The 16,930-nt window shown below is 43.9% G+C and carries 13 protein-coding genes and 1 pseudogene; 10 read left to right on the top strand and 4 right to left on the bottom strand.

Annotation, left to right across the window (positions count from 1 at the left end; all coding sequences use genetic code 11):
- Nucleotides 1–22: 22 nt before the first annotated feature.
- Entirely contained in the window at nt 23–562 is a 540-nt protein-coding gene (locus AC4CUX_RS06430; protein WP_201952922.1) for a DUF924 family protein, read from the bottom strand.
- A gap of 225 nt (nt 563–787) precedes the next feature.
- On the opposite strand from AC4CUX_RS06430, the gene gshA reads away from it, so the two are divergent.
- Nucleotides 788–2,365 carry a glutamate--cysteine ligase gene (gshA, locus tag AC4CUX_RS06425; RefSeq protein WP_490792242.1) on the top strand — a complete coding sequence of 526 codons (1,578 nt, stop codon included), beginning with the start codon at nt 788–790 and terminating at the stop codon, nt 2,363–2,365.
- A gap of 19 nt (nt 2,366–2,384) precedes the next feature.
- Entirely contained in the window at nt 2,385–2,900 is a 516-nt protein-coding gene (locus AC4CUX_RS06420) for a disulfide bond formation protein B (RefSeq protein WP_058870537.1), read from the top strand.
- Nucleotides 2,901–2,954: 54 nt separating this feature from the next.
- Here AC4CUX_RS06420 and AC4CUX_RS06415 read toward each other — a convergent pair whose 3' ends face one another.
- On the bottom strand, nt 2,955–4,286 hold the full coding sequence (locus AC4CUX_RS06415) for a PGAP1-like alpha/beta domain-containing protein (RefSeq protein ID WP_078388291.1): 1,332 nt from the start codon (nt 4,284–4,286) through the stop codon (nt 2,955–2,957).
- A 240-nt stretch (nt 4,287–4,526) separates the two neighbouring features.
- Between AC4CUX_RS06415 and AC4CUX_RS06410 the strand changes: the two genes are divergently transcribed.
- Nucleotides 4,527–5,102 carry a YqiA/YcfP family alpha/beta fold hydrolase gene (locus AC4CUX_RS06410; RefSeq protein ID WP_078388343.1) on the top strand — a complete coding sequence of 192 codons (576 nt, stop codon included), beginning with the start codon at nt 4,527–4,529 and terminating at the stop codon, nt 5,100–5,102.
- Nucleotides 5,103–5,116: 14 nt separating this feature from the next.
- The gene (parE, locus tag AC4CUX_RS06405; RefSeq protein ID WP_058951507.1) at nt 5,117–6,997 is read left to right on the top strand and encodes a DNA topoisomerase IV subunit B; all 1,881 of its coding nucleotides are present in this window, start codon (nt 5,117–5,119) and stop codon (nt 6,995–6,997) included.
- Nucleotides 6,998–7,044: 47 nt separating this feature from the next.
- Here parE and AC4CUX_RS06400 read toward each other — a convergent pair whose 3' ends face one another.
- The gene (locus AC4CUX_RS06400; protein WP_201953753.1) at nt 7,045–8,379 is read right to left on the bottom strand and encodes an IS4 family transposase; all 1,335 of its coding nucleotides are present in this window, start codon (nt 8,377–8,379) and stop codon (nt 7,045–7,047) included.
- 428 nt (nt 8,380–8,807) lie between these two features.
- Here AC4CUX_RS06400 and urtA point away from each other — a divergent pair, with 428 nt between their 5' ends.
- From urtA to AC4CUX_RS06370, 6 genes and pseudogenes are all read left to right on the top strand, one after another.
- Nucleotides 8,808–10,091, top strand: coding sequence for an urea ABC transporter substrate-binding protein (urtA, locus tag AC4CUX_RS06395; protein WP_094148416.1), 1,284 nt, complete (start codon nt 8,808–8,810; stop codon nt 10,089–10,091).
- Nucleotides 10,092–10,187: 96 nt separating this feature from the next.
- Nucleotides 10,188–11,819: an urea ABC transporter permease subunit UrtB gene (gene urtB, locus AC4CUX_RS06390; RefSeq protein WP_201952916.1), complete on the top strand. Its 1,632-nt coding sequence runs from the start codon at nt 10,188–10,190 to the stop codon at nt 11,817–11,819.
- Nucleotides 11,820–11,823: 4 nt separating this feature from the next.
- Nucleotides 11,824–12,897: an urea ABC transporter permease subunit UrtC gene (urtC, locus tag AC4CUX_RS06385; protein WP_005401483.1), complete on the top strand. Its 1,074-nt coding sequence runs from the start codon at nt 11,824–11,826 to the stop codon at nt 12,895–12,897.
- Nucleotides 12,894–13,712: an urea ABC transporter ATP-binding protein UrtD gene (gene urtD / locus AC4CUX_RS06380; RefSeq protein WP_004691767.1), complete on the top strand. Its 819-nt coding sequence runs from the start codon at nt 12,894–12,896 to the stop codon at nt 13,710–13,712. Before urtC ends, urtD begins: the two co-directional genes overlap by 4 nt.
- Before the next feature lie 10 nt (nt 13,713–13,722).
- A complete protein-coding gene (gene urtE / locus AC4CUX_RS06375; RefSeq protein ID WP_078388296.1) occupies nt 13,723–14,421 on the top strand; it encodes an urea ABC transporter ATP-binding subunit UrtE in 699 nt (232 codons plus the stop codon).
- Between the two features lie 140 nt (nt 14,422–14,561).
- Nucleotides 14,562–15,959, top strand: a pseudogene (locus AC4CUX_RS06370) (IS4 family transposase).
- Between the two features lie 36 nt (nt 15,960–15,995).
- Here AC4CUX_RS06370 and AC4CUX_RS06365 read toward each other — a convergent pair.
- Entirely contained in the window at nt 15,996–16,727 is a 732-nt protein-coding gene (locus AC4CUX_RS06365) for a phospholipase D family protein (protein ID WP_201953771.1), read from the bottom strand.
- Between the last annotated feature and the right edge of the window lie 203 nt (nt 16,728–16,930).

Raw genomic sequence — 16,930 nt, 5'->3', positions numbered from 1 at the left:
CACAGAGGGAGAAGCCGAACAGTTAAAAATGGCTGTTGGGCTGAGTCAAAAAATCCAATTCTTCTTGGCTTGAGTTGCGGCCAAGGACTTGGTTCCGATGTGGATAGCGTCCAAAACGATCGATAATCTCTTTGTGACGCTGTTCAAAATCGAGGTTAATCGGATTGCCTAAGTCTTCGAACAATTTTAAAGCATATTGATGAATAATTTTCGATTCACTATGCATAAAGGGCATATATAAAAAACTGCGTTGTATGGGTGGTACCGCTGCATCCAGTTGTAGCGTGATGGCTTCTTGCGCCAAAGCCAAGGCCAAGGCGTCTTGAGCAAAGGCCAAAGAACTGTTGCGATACAGGTTTCTCGACAGTTGGTCGAGCACAATAATTTCAGCCAAACGCCCTTCAGCACTACTGCGCCAAGACCATAGCTCAGCATGCGCCGCTTGTTGATGAATTGTCTTAAATTTTTCTTCGATGAGTGCATCGAACGCATCATTTTGGCTAAACCACCAGCTTTGGTTTTTGGGATCGAACCAAAAATCTAAAATTTCTTGATAATTCATAAAGTTTACAATTCTTTAGCATTTATTCTTCAATACAATCACACTTTTGACATGTCTAATAGCGTAACTTTGTGATAAATATTTTCCGAAAAAATAGAACAGATGGTTTACTTGAAAATAGGACTGGGTGTAATGTGCCGAATTAAAATCACGTTATACTGATATAAACTGATGATTTTATTTTATTCGTCGTTGTAATTGTTTCTTCCAAAAAGTGAGATTGTAATGGGTCAACCCGCATCTAAATCTACAGCTGTGTTACCGACTTGGGTCAATTCATCACTTTTGCAAGGGATGTTACGCGGGATTGAGCGCGAAAGTTTGCGCATGCAAAGTGATGGCTTTTTATCACAAGCCGATCATCCGCAAGCTTTGGGTTCTGCGCTGACTCATCCGCATATCACGACAGATTATTCAGAAGCTTTATTAGAATTTATTACGCCACCCCAGCCCAGCATTGCTGAGGCGTTGCATTATTTAAAAGACATTCATAGTGTGGCGCATCGTCATTTGGAACATGGTGAAAAGCTCTGGCCGCTGTCCATGCCCTGCATGTTGGATGACAATGACGATAAAATCCGTTTAGCCCAATATGGCAGCTCAAATATTGGGAAGTTCAAGACCTTGTACCGCCATGGTTTAGGGGTACGTTATGGTCGTCGTATGCAAACCATTTCAGGTTTACACTATAACTTATCTTTTCCAGATCAACTCTTTGAACAATTACAACAACATGAAACAGATGAAGCACTAAAAGCCTTATCTGCACAAGACTATCGTAGTCACCGCTATTTTGGATTGATCCGCAACTTTATTCGCCTTACGCCGTTGGTGATGTTTTTGGTCGGGGCAAGTCCATCGGTCTGCCAGTGTTTTATGACAGGACGTGAACATCATTTATTGCCATTGCTGCGCGGGACGTTATATTTACCCTATGCGACTGCTTTACGCATGGGACGTTTTGGTTATCAAAACTCAGCACAAAAGCAGCTTGGTATTCATTACAACAATATCGACGGTTATCTCGAAGGCCTACAAAAGGCAGTCAAAACCGCTTATGCGCCGTTTAGTCGCTTAGGTCTCAACGATGCGCAGGGCGAGCCGATTCAGATTAATGATCATGTCTTGCAAATTGAAAATGAGTACTACAGTTTGGTGCGTCCAAAGCAAGTACCGCAAGCAGGTGAAACGCCATCACAAGCGCTGAGCAATCGTGGTGTCGGTTATGTAGAACTGCGTGCGGTGGATGTGAACCCATATAGCCCAATTGGGATCAATGAAGATACCGCAGGTTTCTTAGAAGTGTTGGCGCTGTATTGCTTACTGCTGGATAGCCCAGATTTATTACCTGCAGAGCAAGATCAAATCGAGAAAAACCAAGCGGAAGTGGTCAATCGTGGTCGTGCACCGAATGCTGCAATTGCTGTGGGTGAGCAATCGTTTCCAATTGAAGCATGGAGTCAGTCTCATTTAGAGGCGATGCAAGAACTGGTTGTATTGTTAGATCAGTGCTATGACACCACACTGTATAGTAAAGCGATGACAGTCATGCAACAGAGAGTCGCTGAAGTTGATGATACTTTGTCGGCGCAGATGATCGAAGATACTCTGGAAGCGGGTGGGACATGGGGCTTTGGTAGCCAAATGGCCGCACAACATGCATCGAGTTATGAGCGTCATCAGTTGAGTGCAGAGACATGGGCTTATTTTGACGATTTAGCCACGCAATCACTGCAACAACAACAGCAATTAGAGCAAGACAGTCAACTGAGTTTTGAACAGTACCTTGCACAATTTAGATAAAAAATTAAGAGGATTGACCATGCAATGGAGTTATCGCTTCGTGAGTGGTGTTTTGGTTTTAGCCAGTATCATCGGGATGGCCTTTGCCTTGTATTTAGAGCACGGCCCCCTACAGTTAAACCCATGTCCACTCTGTGTGTTCCAACGTGTGGGACTGATTGGACTGGGGATTATTTCGCTGATTGCTTTTTTGCATAACCCTGCATCGAATGGTTTTAAACGCTTTTATGCATTTTTAGGCAGCCTATCGATCTTATGGTCGGCAGGTGTGGCAGCACGTCACGTGTGGTTACAGAGCTTACCGCCTGATCAAGTGCCGAGCTGTGGCCCAGGCTTGGATTATTGGTTAGACACGTTGCCGCTGCGTGCTGTGTTTGAGCAAGTTTTAACAGGTTCAGGTGAATGTGCACTGGTAGATTGGACTTTCTTGGGTCAGTCTTTACCTGTGTGGTCTTTGGTGTTTTTTGTGGCACTGGCGTTGATTAGTCTGTGGCAATTGTTGCGTAAATATCCAAGCCACGCGAAGAAAAAATAATAAAGATAAAAAAGCCAACGTCATGTTGGCTGTTTTATTGGATGTATCAGTGGTTTAGGTGAGTGCAATGCCTTCTAAGTCATCCAACCCGATCATATATTCATGCACTTGACCATATTCCGTTTCAGTTGGATTTGGATAGAACCAATTGACGATTTGTTCGGCAACACTGGCATGGGTGTGTAGCTCAAAATGGTTTAAGCCATAGAAAATGGCTTTATGTGAATCGGGAACTTTCAGTTGAAAGCGTGGATTCATATGCTCGCCTAAGGCACTTTTTACACTGACCAAATAATCCCCAATCACATTGAGCGCACGATATTTGCGATGTTCAAACTCAATAGTACCTGCCACCAAGAAGGTATTGATATGGGAGGGCAATGGAGCAGGTTTACGGTTGTCATCAACATGACCAATACGCGCTTCATTATGTTCCCAGTCATCATCCCGCACACTGCCATGACGTAAGTCTAAAATACCGTTGCTGCGAATGTTGACGATATGCCCAATAATTTTGACAAATGGGAAACGTCCCAGTTTGTCCTGCAAATGAAAGCCAAAGCGTTCTAAAGCCGCACCATGATGGGGAGAACCAATACAGACCATGTTTTCCACCACATGAATCCAGCTTTGCATATTTTGTTTGCCATAGAACAGCGCACTGCGTGAAACCAGTCCGCCCATACTGTGCCCAATCAGATCGATTGAGCTAATCCGTGGGTTGCGGTTGAGTAAGTCTTGTAGTGAGTTGGCAAAGCTACGCCCATTGGCTGAAATACGACGACCCGTGTTGTAGTTGAGATATAGCATGGTATTTTGCGCGCGTTGCGCCAGCAGTTTTTCCCCTATACCGCCATAACGCGCCGTGCTCCAGTACAAATGGTTCATGCATAGACCGTGGACCATAATCACCACGCGACCAGACAACTCGCCTTGCTGGATAGCACCGTAATGATCATAAAACACCATCGGTAGCGCCACAGGGTTGTGATATTTCAGTAAATAGTCGCCCAAAACGCCGTTGATTGCACCAACTAAATAATGCATGGTTGGGGTTAAGGGTTTGCGATGCAAATTTGGAAATTTTTCAATGATATGACGCAAACTTGGCGCCAATAAATAGCTACCGTAGTTTTGCAAGGTATTGAAGGAAAACTGGTAAATTTCTTCAATTGACCGTGTCGACAGAAACTTCTTGGAACTGGTTTCATTCATCCCAAATATACTGATTAAAATTTCTCGTTGAATGGCCTGAATTAAATCGTGGACGACATCGCCTAAGCGGGTTGTCACCAACTGAGCAATCCCTTCAAGCAGGTCGGCTTGGCTGGGAGGAGTACGATCCCATTTACAATAGGTCTCGTGCAGAGGCGTTAAACTTGGCATTTTTTCTACCCTTGTGTTTCTGTGTCCAAAGGGACTTTATTTTTTTCAACGATCACGGTATAAATTCTTAGCACTCTAGCTTATCTAATTCATCTCGAACAACTTTTACAATAGCGATGAATACACAGATGACCTTATTTTTTTGTCTGACAATTTTTATATCCATACAAAATAATACAGTCGGCTGATGCCATCTCTTTTGAGTTCAATAAAAATGATGTAGAAGAGTAAATGTACAGCATGAATATTATTTATTTACATGGCTTTCAAAGCAGTTCTTTATCGATTAAAGGTCAATTGCTGAAACGCTATTGCGAATCTCGTCCACAGTGGCACGTGCATTTGCCAGACTTGAACATGCCGCCACATTTGGCCTTAGAAAAATTGGCCGCCTTGATTCAGGAATTGGATCAGGTGGTGCTGGTGGGCAGCAGTTTAGGTGGCTTTTATGCGACACAACTGGTCGCGAAGCTGGCAGTACCGGCTGTGCTGATCAATCCAGCTATGCAACCATGGCATTTGTTCCGAGATCTATTTGGTGCGACGCAACTGCCCTATAGAGTCAATGAACATTGGACGCTCGATGATGCGCAATTAGATTATTTAGAGCAGATTGAGCTGCCATTTGTGCAAGATGCAGACAAAATTTTAGTGTTATTGCAACAAGGCGATGAAGTTTTGGATTATCGTGAAGCACAGCGCTATTATAATGGCGCAGCGCTCGTGATCTCGGAAACGCAAGGCAATCATGCGATGGAAGATTTCGCAGACAAAATACCGATGGCATTACAGTTTTTATCGGACTGCTTAAAATAAGGAAACAGTACAACGTGTCTCAATATACGGCTCAATCGCTTGAAGTATTATCTGGTTTAGATCCGGTACGTCGTCGTCCCGGCATGTATACCGATACCACACGCCCAAACCATTTGGCGCAAGAGGTTATTGATAATGCAGTCGATGAGGCACTGGCCGGTCATGCCAACAAAATTACCGTCACCGTTTATAAAGATGGTTCACTCTCAGTCGAAGACAATGGTCGTGGTATGCCTGTCGATATTCACCCTGAATACGGTCAAAGTGGGATCGAGATTATCCTGACCAAACTGCACGCTGGTGGTAAGTTCAGTACCGACAACTACCAGTTTTCAGGTGGTTTGCATGGCGTAGGCATTTCCGTGGTAAATGCCTTATCTAGCCGAGTCGAAGTAGAAGTTCAGCGTCAAGGCAACCTCTACCAAATGGCCTTTGAGCAGGGTGAACCGACTGCGCCCTTGGTGGTATTAGAAGGTAAAGCTCCGAAGCGTGCCACAGGAACCACCGTTCACTTTTGGCCTGAAGCCAAATATTTTGATTCACCGAAATTTGCTCTGAAAGCGCTGAAGCACAACCTAAAAGCCAAAGCCGTTTTGGCGGCAGGTTTGCAAATCAATTACGTCGACCAAATCAATGACGAAAAAATCGTTTGGCAGTTTGAAAATGGCCTCGTCGATTATTTGATGGATGAAATTGAAGATCGTGAGATTCTGCCTCATCCAGCCTTTGTGGCAACAGGAGATGCTGAGCGTGCCAGTGCTGAATTTGCCATTTGTTGGAATGTCGATGGCGGCGAATTGGTTCAAGAAAGTTATGTCAACTTGATTCCAACGGCACAGGGCGGGACCCATGTGAATGGTCTACGCTCAGGTGTGACCGATGCGATGCGCGAGTTTTGTGAGCTGCGTAATTTGCTGCCACGCAATATGAAGCTGTCAGCTGAAGACGTTTGGGATGGCGTGAACTATATTTTGTCGTTGAAGTTCCAAGAGCCACAGTTTTCAGGTCAAACTAAAGAGCGTTTATCCAGCCGTGAAGCGTCAGGCATTGTTCAAAACATTGCTAAAGATGCTTTTACATTGTGGTTGAACCAAAACTCCGATATTGCTATCCAGTTGGCAGAAATGGCGATCTCAAAAGCAGGTCGTCGTCTGAAAGCTGCGAAAAAAGTTGAACGTAAGAAAATTGTGGCAGGGCCAACTTTACCCGGCAAACTGTCAGACTGTGTTGGGCATACCTTAGAAGAGTCTGAACTGTTTATTGTGGAAGGGGATTCTGCCGGTGGTTCAGCCAAGCAGGCACGTGATAAGAACTTTCAAGCGATTATGCCTATTCGTGGGAAAATCTTAAATACTTGGGAAGTCTCTTCTGATGAAGTCTTGGCTTCGCAAGAAGTGCATAACATTGCCATTGCGATCGGGGTCGATCCAGGGTCGGATGATTTATCAGAATTACGTTATGGCAAGATCTGTATCTTGGCCGATGCTGACTCGGATGGTCTACACATTGCGACGCTGCTGTGTGCTTTGTTTGTGAAACATTTTCCGATCTTGGTTGAAGAGGGACATCTGTATGTGGCGATGCCACCGCTGTATCGAATTGATGATGCAAAAGATGTGCACTATGCCTTGGACGATGATGAGCTTGAAAGCATGTTAAAAAAATGCAAAACCAAGAACCCGCAAATTACTCGATTTAAAGGTTTGGGTGAAATGAACGCAAGCCAACTGCGTGAAACCACGCTGGATCCAAACACACGCCGTTTGGTGCAATTAGACTTGGATGACAGTCATTTTACTGCAGGTTTATTGGACAAATTACTGGCAAAAAAACGCTCCAGTGACCGTAAAGAATGGTTAGAGCAGAAAGGTAACTTGGCCGAATTGGTGGTTTAAGTACCGCTAAGGACAAAATAAAAAGCCCGCACATTGCGCAATGCTGTTCACTTAAGAGGAGCAGCATTTCGATCTACTGGATAACGGGTTTTTGACATCTTAACCGTTCGGGGTGTTGTTGCCCTCGAACGCCTTTCCAGAAACAGGCTACCTATCCCTGATCTCAGCTCCGATAGCCGCCTGCCAGTTCTTGATAATGGGTTGGCATTCGCCATCACGATCAGCTGAACGGCTATGTACTGGCATACAGGCTTGAAACGGATATCCGAAGGTGAACGCCCAAAGGCTACCGCTGCAAATGCCGCTTCTCGCCGGATAATATTGTAGGTCAGCAATAGACCCCACAGCTCTTGATAAACCAGCTCTACTGTCTTGCTGCGAAGCGTGATGGCATTATGCTGCATCGAGCTTTTGATATCCCGAAAACCTAATTCGATTTCCCAGCGTTCTTGATAGAGTCTAGCGATATCCTTTGCAGGATACTGATCGGCCGGCAGCGAGGTCAGAACCGTCTTTATTCGTCCCTTATCCACAGCATAACTGACTTGCCTGACTTCCCAGTATTCGGGGAGCATCGGGTTGTTCTTTCTTGCTTGGGGTGATACTTTCATCCGTACCCGCACGTCATCTTCTGCATACGTCTCGATCACCTCACTTTTCAGATTTTTGCGTTCCGGAATCAACCAGTGACGACCTTGACCCTGCATCGAGAGTGAAAGCAATAAGTCCGCACTCCAAAAACCCTTGTCAAACAAGGTGATCGAATGATCGGGAATCTGGCTGAGAAACTTCGACGCCAGAGGAATCTCCCCCCGGCGATAGGGACTGATCTGCGCATCGACTAATATATGCGAGCGCACATTCATCAGTGCGACGAGCCGTAGCATCGGAAATGGCGTCTGGCGCTGCGTGGAAGTATTCCCTGAGCCAAAATGCTCACGAAGATCATTTGTATCTTGGGTTCGCAAGAGTGCACCGTCGACAGCAAAGACCTGAAGCCCCTGCCATTGATCATCTGGGTAACGCTCATGTCCCCAGTGCTGACCTGTCTGGCGAAACAGCCACTCCACAGGATCTGCACCCAAACGCTTACGTGCTTCAGTTACCCCGCTGCGTGCCAACAGGTCAAGAGAGGCCAGTCCTTGAGCGCAAATATTTAGTCTTCTTGCCACTTCATGGACAGGCTCATCACGAAAAATCGCCATTCCGAGAACCAGCCAGAGAACCTGATCTGCGGGCAAGCGTCGCCTGCGGATAGTAGCCGAACTGCTCAATTTAAGTGCAGATTCAACCCACTCAATGGGGATATTATGAGTAAATGTATTCAGATCCGAGAAGTTAAACAGACTGTTGAGGTCGAGAAGATCCTGCTGAAACACCATAAAAAATCCAATGCCAAACCCGACATCGGATTCTCTAACAAACTCCGCCACGCTTCAATTGCTTAAGTGAACAGCATTGCGCACATTGCGGGCTTTTTGCTGCGCAGATGAGCAATATAATTGCGCCTAATCTGTGCATAATTTTCCAGATCAATCGACTGAATTAGGCGAAATGAATTGATTTGGAACACATGATGTATACAAGTTTGTATGCAGAAAAGTAGCCATTTGGGCGCAAATCCACCTAAAATGCAGTGCATTTAAAAATTAATAAATAATTGATAAATATTAAAATAATTAAAATTTTTACAATGATTTTCACATCATAAAACCCTGCTTGGCATAGAAATTGAATTGGCACTCATAGCGCGAATAACAATCATGCATTGCAAAATGCACCCTAAGTTTCAAGTTTGGAGAAAATCAAGATGTTCCAACAAAAATTACTCACTAAAACATTCCTTGCAACTGCAATGATGGGGACTATTGCTTTGACAGGTTGTTCAAAACCTGCAGAGAAAGCGGAAACAGCAACGTCTGAGCCAACAGCGGCAGTGAGCAGCGGTGACACCATCAAAGTCGGAATTTTGCACTCGCTATCAGGCACCATGGCAATTTCTGAAACCTCACTCAAAGATACGGCCTTGATGACCATCAATGAAATTAATGCCAACGGTGGGGTACTGGGCAAAAAGTTAGAACCTGTAGTGGTCGATCCAGCATCTGATTGGCCTTTATTTGCTGAAAAGGCACGTCAACTCATTACCCAAGATAAAGTCGCGGTGATTTTTGGTTCATGGACATCGGTATCGCGTAAGTCAGTGTTACCTGTGGTAGAAGAGTTGAATGGTTTATTGTTCTATCCCGTGCAGTATGAGGGGCAGGAGCAGTCGAAAAATATTTTCTATACTGGAGCCGCACCGAACCAACAAGCGATTCCTGCGGTGGAATATTTGATGAGCGAAGAGGGCGGTAAAGCAGAGCGCTTTGTTCTACTCGGTACGGACTATGTTTACCCACGCACCACCAATAAAATTTTACGTGCGTTTTTGAAGTCCAAAGGTGTGGCCGATGCGGACATCATGGAAGAGTACACACCCTTCGGTCATAGTAACTATCAAACCATTGTTGGTAATGTGAAGAAATTTGCTGCAGGTAAGAAAACCGCGGTGATTTCAACCATCAATGGTGATTCTAACGTGCCATTCTATCGTGAGCTGGGTAACCAAGGCATTAAAGCTTCAGATATTCCTGTCATGGCCTTCTCTGTGGGTGAAGAAGAACTCCGTGGTATTGATACCAAACCATTGGTTGGACATTTGGCTGCTTGGAATTATTTCATGTCGGTGAAAAACCCGACCAATACTGAATTTGTGAATAAAATGAAGCAGTATGCGGTGCAGTATAAGCTGCCGAATGCTGACAAAATCGTGACCAATGACCCGATGGAAGCCACTTATGTGGGCATCAATATGTGGAAGCAAGCGGTTGAAAAAGCAGGCAGTACCGATGTTGATAAAGTTCGTGTTGCGATGGCTGGTCAAGAGTTCAAAGCACCTTCAGGCTATACCTTAAAAATGGATGCTGAAAATCATCATCTACAAAAACCAGTGATGATTGGTGAAATCCGTGGTGATGGTCAGTTTGACGTGGTCTATAAAACACCAACTGTGATTAAGGCGGAACCTTGGAGTCCGTACATTCCTAAATAATTTTCTTAAGCGTTGAGCCTACTGCGATTGCTGTGGGCTTTTCAGTAAGCACATCCCGATGTGGGGTGTTTTAAACAAGCTTAAGGAAGTCATATTATGAATCTTAAATTTTTTTGTGCCGCACTGCTGTGCGCAATGGCACAGCTCGTGAGTAGCAGTATTTGGGCTGAAGAGGCGCAACTTTCTGCTCAGGCCCAAAGCGTATCAGCATCGAATGATACGATTCAACGTTTTGTCAAAGCTGAGTTTGCTGAGCGCCGTGCCATGCTTAACCAATGGCCGGGGACGATTGAAGAATTTGATCGACTGGTGGCACTGATCGACAGTGATGAGCTGTATCGGGACAGTGTAGGCACGACGTATATTTTAAAAAATAATGAAAAATTATTGCGTTATCCCGATGAGCAAGTGATTGAAACTTGGCCAGCGGATTTGTCTCAGGTGACTTTGGTAAACACTTTACGTAAAGCCTTAAACTTTGGACAAGCACAGGCCAAATTAAAATCTGAAGAATCTGCCCAACGTTTAGCAGCCATTGATATTTTAGAAAATAATCTGTCTGAACTGAATGTTGCGCAGATTAATCAGCTCTACCTGCATGAACAAAATAATAAAGTTAAACAGCGCTTGGCACAGCTTAAAGCGCGCCTCGACTTTGAAAGTCCAGATGTTTTAGTCCAAATTCAGGCTGCTAAAGTCCTTACCGATTCCAACCGTCCCGAGGTGCTGGCACTGGTTGAGCAAGCTTTAACTCAATCGAACTTGAACCCCGAACTCAAAGCTGTGTTGGTAGATGCCAAAAGTCAGATTAAAACACGGATTCAGGCCAGTGAATGGGCTGGACATGTGTTTTCAGGTTTCAGTACAGCCAGTATTTTACTGCTAGCAGCGCTCGGTTTAGCCATCACTTATGGCCTGCTGGGTGTGATTAATATGGCGCATGGTGAGTTGATTATGATTGGGGCCTATACCACCTATGTGGTGCAAAGCCTGTTTAAGACTTATTTAGGTAGTTATGTCGATTGGTATTTAATTGCAGCTATTCCTGCAGCCTTTTTGGTGAGCGCCTTAATTGGCATGTTGATTGAACGGACGGTGATTCGTCCACTGTACGGTCGTCAGCTTGAAACCTTGTTGGCCACTTTTGGGGTCAGTCTGATTTTGATGCAATTGGTGCGGATGATTTTTGGCGCACAAAATGTTGAAGTCTCGAATATTTCTTGGTTATCGGGCGGTATTGCGCTGAGTCCAAGTTTAATGCTGCCGTATAACCGGATTGCCATTATTGTGTTTACGGTTGCGGTGCTACTGCTGTTGGTTTACCTGCTTAATAAAACTCGCTTTGGTCTGTTTGTTCGTGCAGTGACACAAAACCGTCAAATGGCACGTGCTGTTGGTATTCGCTCTAGCCGTATCGATATGTTGGCCTTTGGGCTGGGTTCTGGGCTGGCTGGTCTAGCAGGTTGTGCCTTAGCACAAGTGGGCAATGTTGGGCCTGATTTGGGTCAGAACTACATTATCGATGCTTTCTTGGTTGTTGTGGTAGGTGGTGTCGGGCAAGTTTGGGGAGCTGTGCTGGCGGCGCTTGGTTTAGGGATCAGCGGTACAGTCCTTGAAATTGGGATGGGGGCTGTTCTTGCAAAAATTATTCTACTGGTTCTTGTGATTTTGTTTATTCAAAAACGTCCACAAGGTTTGTTTGCCATCAAAGGCCGTTTTGTGGAGTAAGCGCATGAAAATCACTTCTTTATTTTCCGATAAACCTTATAGTGCGCTTGCTATTGCGGTCTGCTTTGCGGTGATGCTGATCCTGCCTTGGTTACATTTACTACCAGTCGATTCAGCCTTTCATCTCTCTGCGTATTGGGTCACCTTGATTGGCAAAATCATGTGCTTGGCTCTGGTGGCTTTGGCGTTGGACTTGGTTTGGGGTTATGCAGGCATTTTAAGCCTAGGCCATGGCTTGTACTTTGCCCTTGGTGGTTATGCCTTCGGCATGTATCTGATGCGCCAGACGGCAGGTGACAGCCTGCCTGACTTTATGCGTTTTTTAAGCTGGACTGAACTGCCGTGGTATTGGGTGGGTAGCAATCATTTCTTATGGGCTTTGGCCTTGGTGGTGTTGGTTCCCGGTGTGGTGGCCTTCATCTTTGGTTTCTTTGCCTTTCGCTCCAAAATTAAAGGCGTGTATTTTTCGATTATTACGCAGGCGATGACATTTGCTGCGGCACTGTTATTTTTCCGCAATGAAACAGGATTTGGCGGAAACAATGGGTTTACAGGCTTTAAGACTATTTTAGGCATGGATATCACTTCTGCTCCCATGCGTGCCACCTTATGTTCCCTAACGGCTTTGGTGTTGATGTTGTGCTTTGTAGGGTTGCGTCATTTAATGAATAAACCCTACGGTCGTGTGCTGGGGGCGATTCGGGACAGTGAAAACCGCTTGCAGTATTTGGGCTACCGCACGCTGTGGTACAAACTTTCTGCATGGGTGCTGTCCGCAGTGATTGCAGGTATTGCAGGAGCCTTGTATGTGCCCCAAGCTGGCATTATTAACCCGAGTGAAATGAACCCCGTCAATTCGATTGAAATGGCGGTATGGGTGGCTGCGGGTGGGCGTGGGACTTTGATTGGCCCAATTTTGGGTGCAGGGTTAATTAATGGCGTGAAAACCTATTTCACCGTGGCTTATCCAGAAGCATGGTTATTGATCTTGGGTGCTTTATTTATTGTGGTCACTATTTTCTTACCCAAAGGTGTGATTGGTCTATTTGACCGTTTTAAAAAGGAGCGTAGCGAATGAGTGAGCTAATTCAACCTCATGGTGGCCATGCTTCAGACGGCTATGGACGTCCCAAAGAACAAGGTGCCGACTTTAGCCATGGGATTGCACTGTACTTGGAAAAAGTCAGTGTTTGGTTTGATGCCTTTCGTGCCTTAAATGATCTGTCTCTATACATTCAAGAAGGGGAGCTACGCTGCATTATTGGGCCCAATGGGGCAGGTAAAACCACACTGATGGATGTGATTACGGGTAAAACCCGACCGACTGAAGGCTCCGCTTTTTTTGGGCAAAACTATGATTTGGCCAAGATGAGTACCGAGCAAATTGCGGAAGCAGGCATTGGGCGTAAATTTCAAAAACCAACGGTATTTGAAAACTTTAGCGTGATGGAAAACTTGCTACTCGCTGCACCCAAAGATAAGCGGGTGAAGAAAAGCTTCTTCAGCAAACTAGATCCAGACGCACAGCTGGCTTTGGATGAGTCATTGGCGCAAATTCGCCTAGAAGAATGGGTACATAAACCAGCGGGACTTTTGTCACATGGACAAAAGCAATGGTTGGAAATCGGCATGTTGCTTATGCAACGCCCTAAGCTGATTCTACTTGATGAACCCGTGGCCGGTATGACTGATGCCGAAACGGAACGAACCGCTGAGCTATGTTTAGAGCTGAAGAAAAATCACACCTTGGTGGTGGTTGAACATGACATGAGCTTTATCGACACCATCAGTGAAAAAGTGACGGTACTGGCTCAAGGGGCGATCTTAGCCGAAGGTACATTGGCTGAGGTACAGGCCAATGAGGATGTGATTGAGAAATATTTAGGACGTTAAGGAGCCGACCATGTTAGAAGTCAAAGACGTCAATCAGTTTTACGGTGGCAGTCATATTTTAAGAGATGTTTCATTTCAGGCCCCTGTGGGAGAGTGCTCCGTGGTGCTGGGGCGGAATGGCGTTGGGAAAACCACCTTACTGAAATGTTTAATGGGGATTTTACCGATCAAGTCCGGACAGATTCTACTTGATGGTCAGGACATCTCGAAAATGAGTCCCGAGCAACGCGTGCGTGCAGGTTTGGCTTATGTGCCGCAAGGGCGTGATATTTTTTCAACCTTAACAGTTGAAGAAAATATCCTGATTGGTATGGCCAAGTTTAAGGGGGCGAAAACTCGAAAAGTGCCTGAGCATTTGTATGAAATATTCCCGGTATTAGAGGAAATGAAACATCGTCGCGGTGGGGATTTATCGGGTGGGCAGCAGCAGCAATTGGCGATTGCACGTGCTTTAGCGTCAGAACCACGGGTGTTAATATTGGATGAACCTACAGAAGGCATTCAACCTTCTATTATCAAAGACATTGGTCGAGTGATTCGTAAACTGGCGGATGGCGGCGACATGGCGGTGGTTTTGGTCGAGCAGTTTTATGATTTTGCCGAGGAGCTGGCCGATGCATATACCGTCATGGCCCGTGGACAAGTGATTGCGCAAGGGGCAGGCTGTGAAATGCCTGCAAAAGGTATTCGAGAATTGGTAGCGATTTAAGCTTTTTTATTCTCCCCCTCTTCCAAAGGGAGAGGGGGAAGCCTCCCTTTTAAAAGGGAGGTTTGGAGGTAATGCCAGTCAGTTAAGCAAAAAAAGTTAAAATACTGTAAAAAGAGCGTATGTAAATACGCTCTTTTTTTATGAATTTATCTCAGAATTTAGATTTAACATTAAAACAAACCCTACCTTCACTTTCACAATTCAGTGAATTGATTGATTTAAACTGGATTGAAGATTGCTTAAACCAAACAGGTAAAGCATCAATTCGAAAAAGAAAACTGCCTGCTGAACATGTTGTTTGGCTGGTGATCGGACTTGCTCTATTTCGAAATCAACCGATTTGGTATGTGGTTCAACAATTGCAACTTGTTTTCGGTACGGCAGAATACTGTGTACCGAGTGCATCCGTACAAGCAAGACAGCGCTTAGGCTTAGAGCCCATGAGTGCTTTATTTTCGACATTAAGTCAGGCATGGTTTAAAGACTCACAACAACAATATAGCAACTTTCACGGTCTATGCGTTTGTGCTGTAGATGGTGTTGTTTGGTCTATGCCTCATACAGAAGAAAACTTTAAGCACTTTGGTTCATCCAAAGGCAAAACAGCAGCTGCCCCTTACCCACAAGTCAGAGCGACTTGCCTGGTGAATACCAATACGCATGAAATGATTGATGCCCAAATTGGCAGTATGGATCAAGGTGAATTAACCTTAGCCAGTCAATTAAAAGCACCAGTTCGCAGTATTACCCTATTTGATCGTGCTTACTTCTCTGCTGATTTTTTAGTAAGTTGGCAATCTCAGGCAGAAGAGAGTCATTGGTTGATGCGAGCAAAGGACAACCTGCGTTATGAAGTGATTCATCATAATGCGGCCCATGACTTTCAGATCAAAATGCCTGTTTCAGCAAGAGCAAAAAAGATAAATCCGTCATTGGGTGACTATTGGGAAGCACGTTTAATTGAAGTTGAATATGCAGGAAAAATAAGACGTTACATTACATCATTAACAGATTCTAAAGTTTATCCATTCAAAGACCTTGCAATGCTTTATATCCAGCGTTGGGAAATAGAAATGTGTTATCGGGAAATTAAAAGTGATTTACAGGATGCAAGAATTTTAAGAAGCAAACAACCTGATTTGGTCTATAGTCAAACTACTTTATTGTCCATACAGTATTATAAAAAACTATAAATAATTCATAGGCTTATTTGTATTAGTTTTATAGTGATTTAACTATATCAAGAATTGTGGGGGGTATTTATTGCTTATAATATCTTAAGAAGACAGATGAGGTTTATCGCTGAACATGCAAAGGTGAGTCCTTTAAGGATCAGTTTCCATATTGCATCTATGAGTATTATCAATATCTTAAGGCACACACCTTTAGAATCAGCAGGAAATCTACCCAAACATTTAGCACAATTATTTGAACAATCTAAAATATTTGTATTACCTGAAAAAAGGCAAAGGCAATGTCCGCGAGTAGTGAAAATTAAAGCACAAAAATATCCAAGAAAATGCCAGTCAATTTCTTAACTGACTGGCATTAAGGTTTGGAGGGATTTATTGTTTTTAAATCTCAGTATTTTCATCCCATAAAAAATAAATACCATACTGACCAGTTCGGAACTCACCACCAATAGCTTTTCCTGAATCGGTAAGAAAATGTTTTCCATTTTCTGTAAGGTTTAAATAGCCTTTATTGACTAATTTTTCTAATAAGTCTGGGGTTTTAATTCCAACTTTTGCTGCGAGTTTTGCAGTCGTTAGTTTGGTAAAAATTATTTCTTCTTCGCTTTCTTTCATCTCTGAAACTGGAGAAGCTTCAGCTTTTACTTCATCTAGAGTAATACGTACTTCATCACTAATACGGATAATCCTTTGAGCTTCCTCATAAGCATCTTTGAAGACTTCATTATCTTCATACTTACGGACTAAGATCCCCATTTCATTGTTATTGACTTGGCTGAACTCATAAAGGTTTAGACTTGAAATAATACATTCACTTTCATTGATATAGCATTTTGCATGTAAGTTTTTGCAAAAGCTAACGCGAACATAATCCAATTTTTGCATCCATTTAATTTCGTCTGGGTGTAAATCACTTTTTCCATAGACAATACGAATGTCAATTTTGAGACGATCTTTATCTTCGAGTAATTCCTTAATTCGGTCATTTAAACGGAGATAAGGACTAATTAAAATAAGGCGTTCTTTTGCATTTTTGATGAGTTCTTCAAGAAAAAAATTAGTACCACTTGTATTTAAAAAATTTTGCCATTTATCCCTCTGATTATTTTGAATAATTAAATGAGATATTAACGCATAAATACTTGGTTAGGGATGATCTAGACGTGTAATTTGAATTTTTTCATCAAGCTGAAAAATATCACAATGATGTTCTGTCCTCTCCAATCAAAACCGAAAACTCCCTTGAGGGATTCGATTGTTTGAGTCTCAATATATACATTTGCTAGGAGGGGTAAATTATAGTCTGTGTTGGCCGG

The organism is Acinetobacter sp. 231_lipA (assembly GCF_058243005.1).
The sequence above is the reverse complement of the archived record's forward strand: the minus strand, read 5'-3'. Positions and strand labels throughout refer to the sequence as shown.

Excerpts from the sequence above, each read along its gene's own strand:
- AC4CUX_RS06420 (WP_058870537.1), top strand. The coding sequence starts at position 2,385 with ATGCAATGGAGTTATCGCTTCGTGAGTGGTGTTTTGGTTTTAGCCAGT.
- urtA (WP_094148416.1), top strand. The coding sequence starts at position 8,808 with ATGTTCCAACAAAAATTACTCACTAAAACATTCCTTGCAACTGCAATG.
- AC4CUX_RS06410 (WP_078388343.1), top strand. The coding sequence starts at position 4,527 with ATGAATATTATTTATTTACATGGCTTTCAAAGCAGTTCTTTATCGATT.
- urtB (WP_201952916.1), top strand. The coding sequence starts at position 10,188 with ATGAATCTTAAATTTTTTTGTGCCGCACTGCTGTGCGCAATGGCACAG.
- urtC (WP_005401483.1), top strand. The coding sequence starts at position 11,824 with ATGAAAATCACTTCTTTATTTTCCGATAAACCTTATAGTGCGCTTGCT.
- urtD (WP_004691767.1), top strand. The coding sequence starts at position 12,894 with ATGAGTGAGCTAATTCAACCTCATGGTGGCCATGCTTCAGACGGCTAT.
- AC4CUX_RS06430 (WP_201952922.1), bottom strand. The coding sequence starts at position 562 with ATGAATTATCAAGAAATTTTAGATTTTTGGTTCGATCCCAAAAACCAA.
- urtE (WP_078388296.1), top strand. The coding sequence starts at position 13,723 with ATGTTAGAAGTCAAAGACGTCAATCAGTTTTACGGTGGCAGTCATATT.
- AC4CUX_RS06400 (WP_201953753.1), bottom strand. The coding sequence starts at position 8,379 with ATGGTGTTTCAGCAGGATCTTCTCGACCTCAACAGTCTGTTTAACTTC.
- AC4CUX_RS06415 (WP_078388291.1), bottom strand. The coding sequence starts at position 4,286 with ATGCCAAGTTTAACGCCTCTGCACGAGACCTATTGTAAATGGGATCGT.
- gshA (WP_490792242.1), top strand. The coding sequence starts at position 788 with ATGGGTCAACCCGCATCTAAATCTACAGCTGTGTTACCGACTTGGGTC.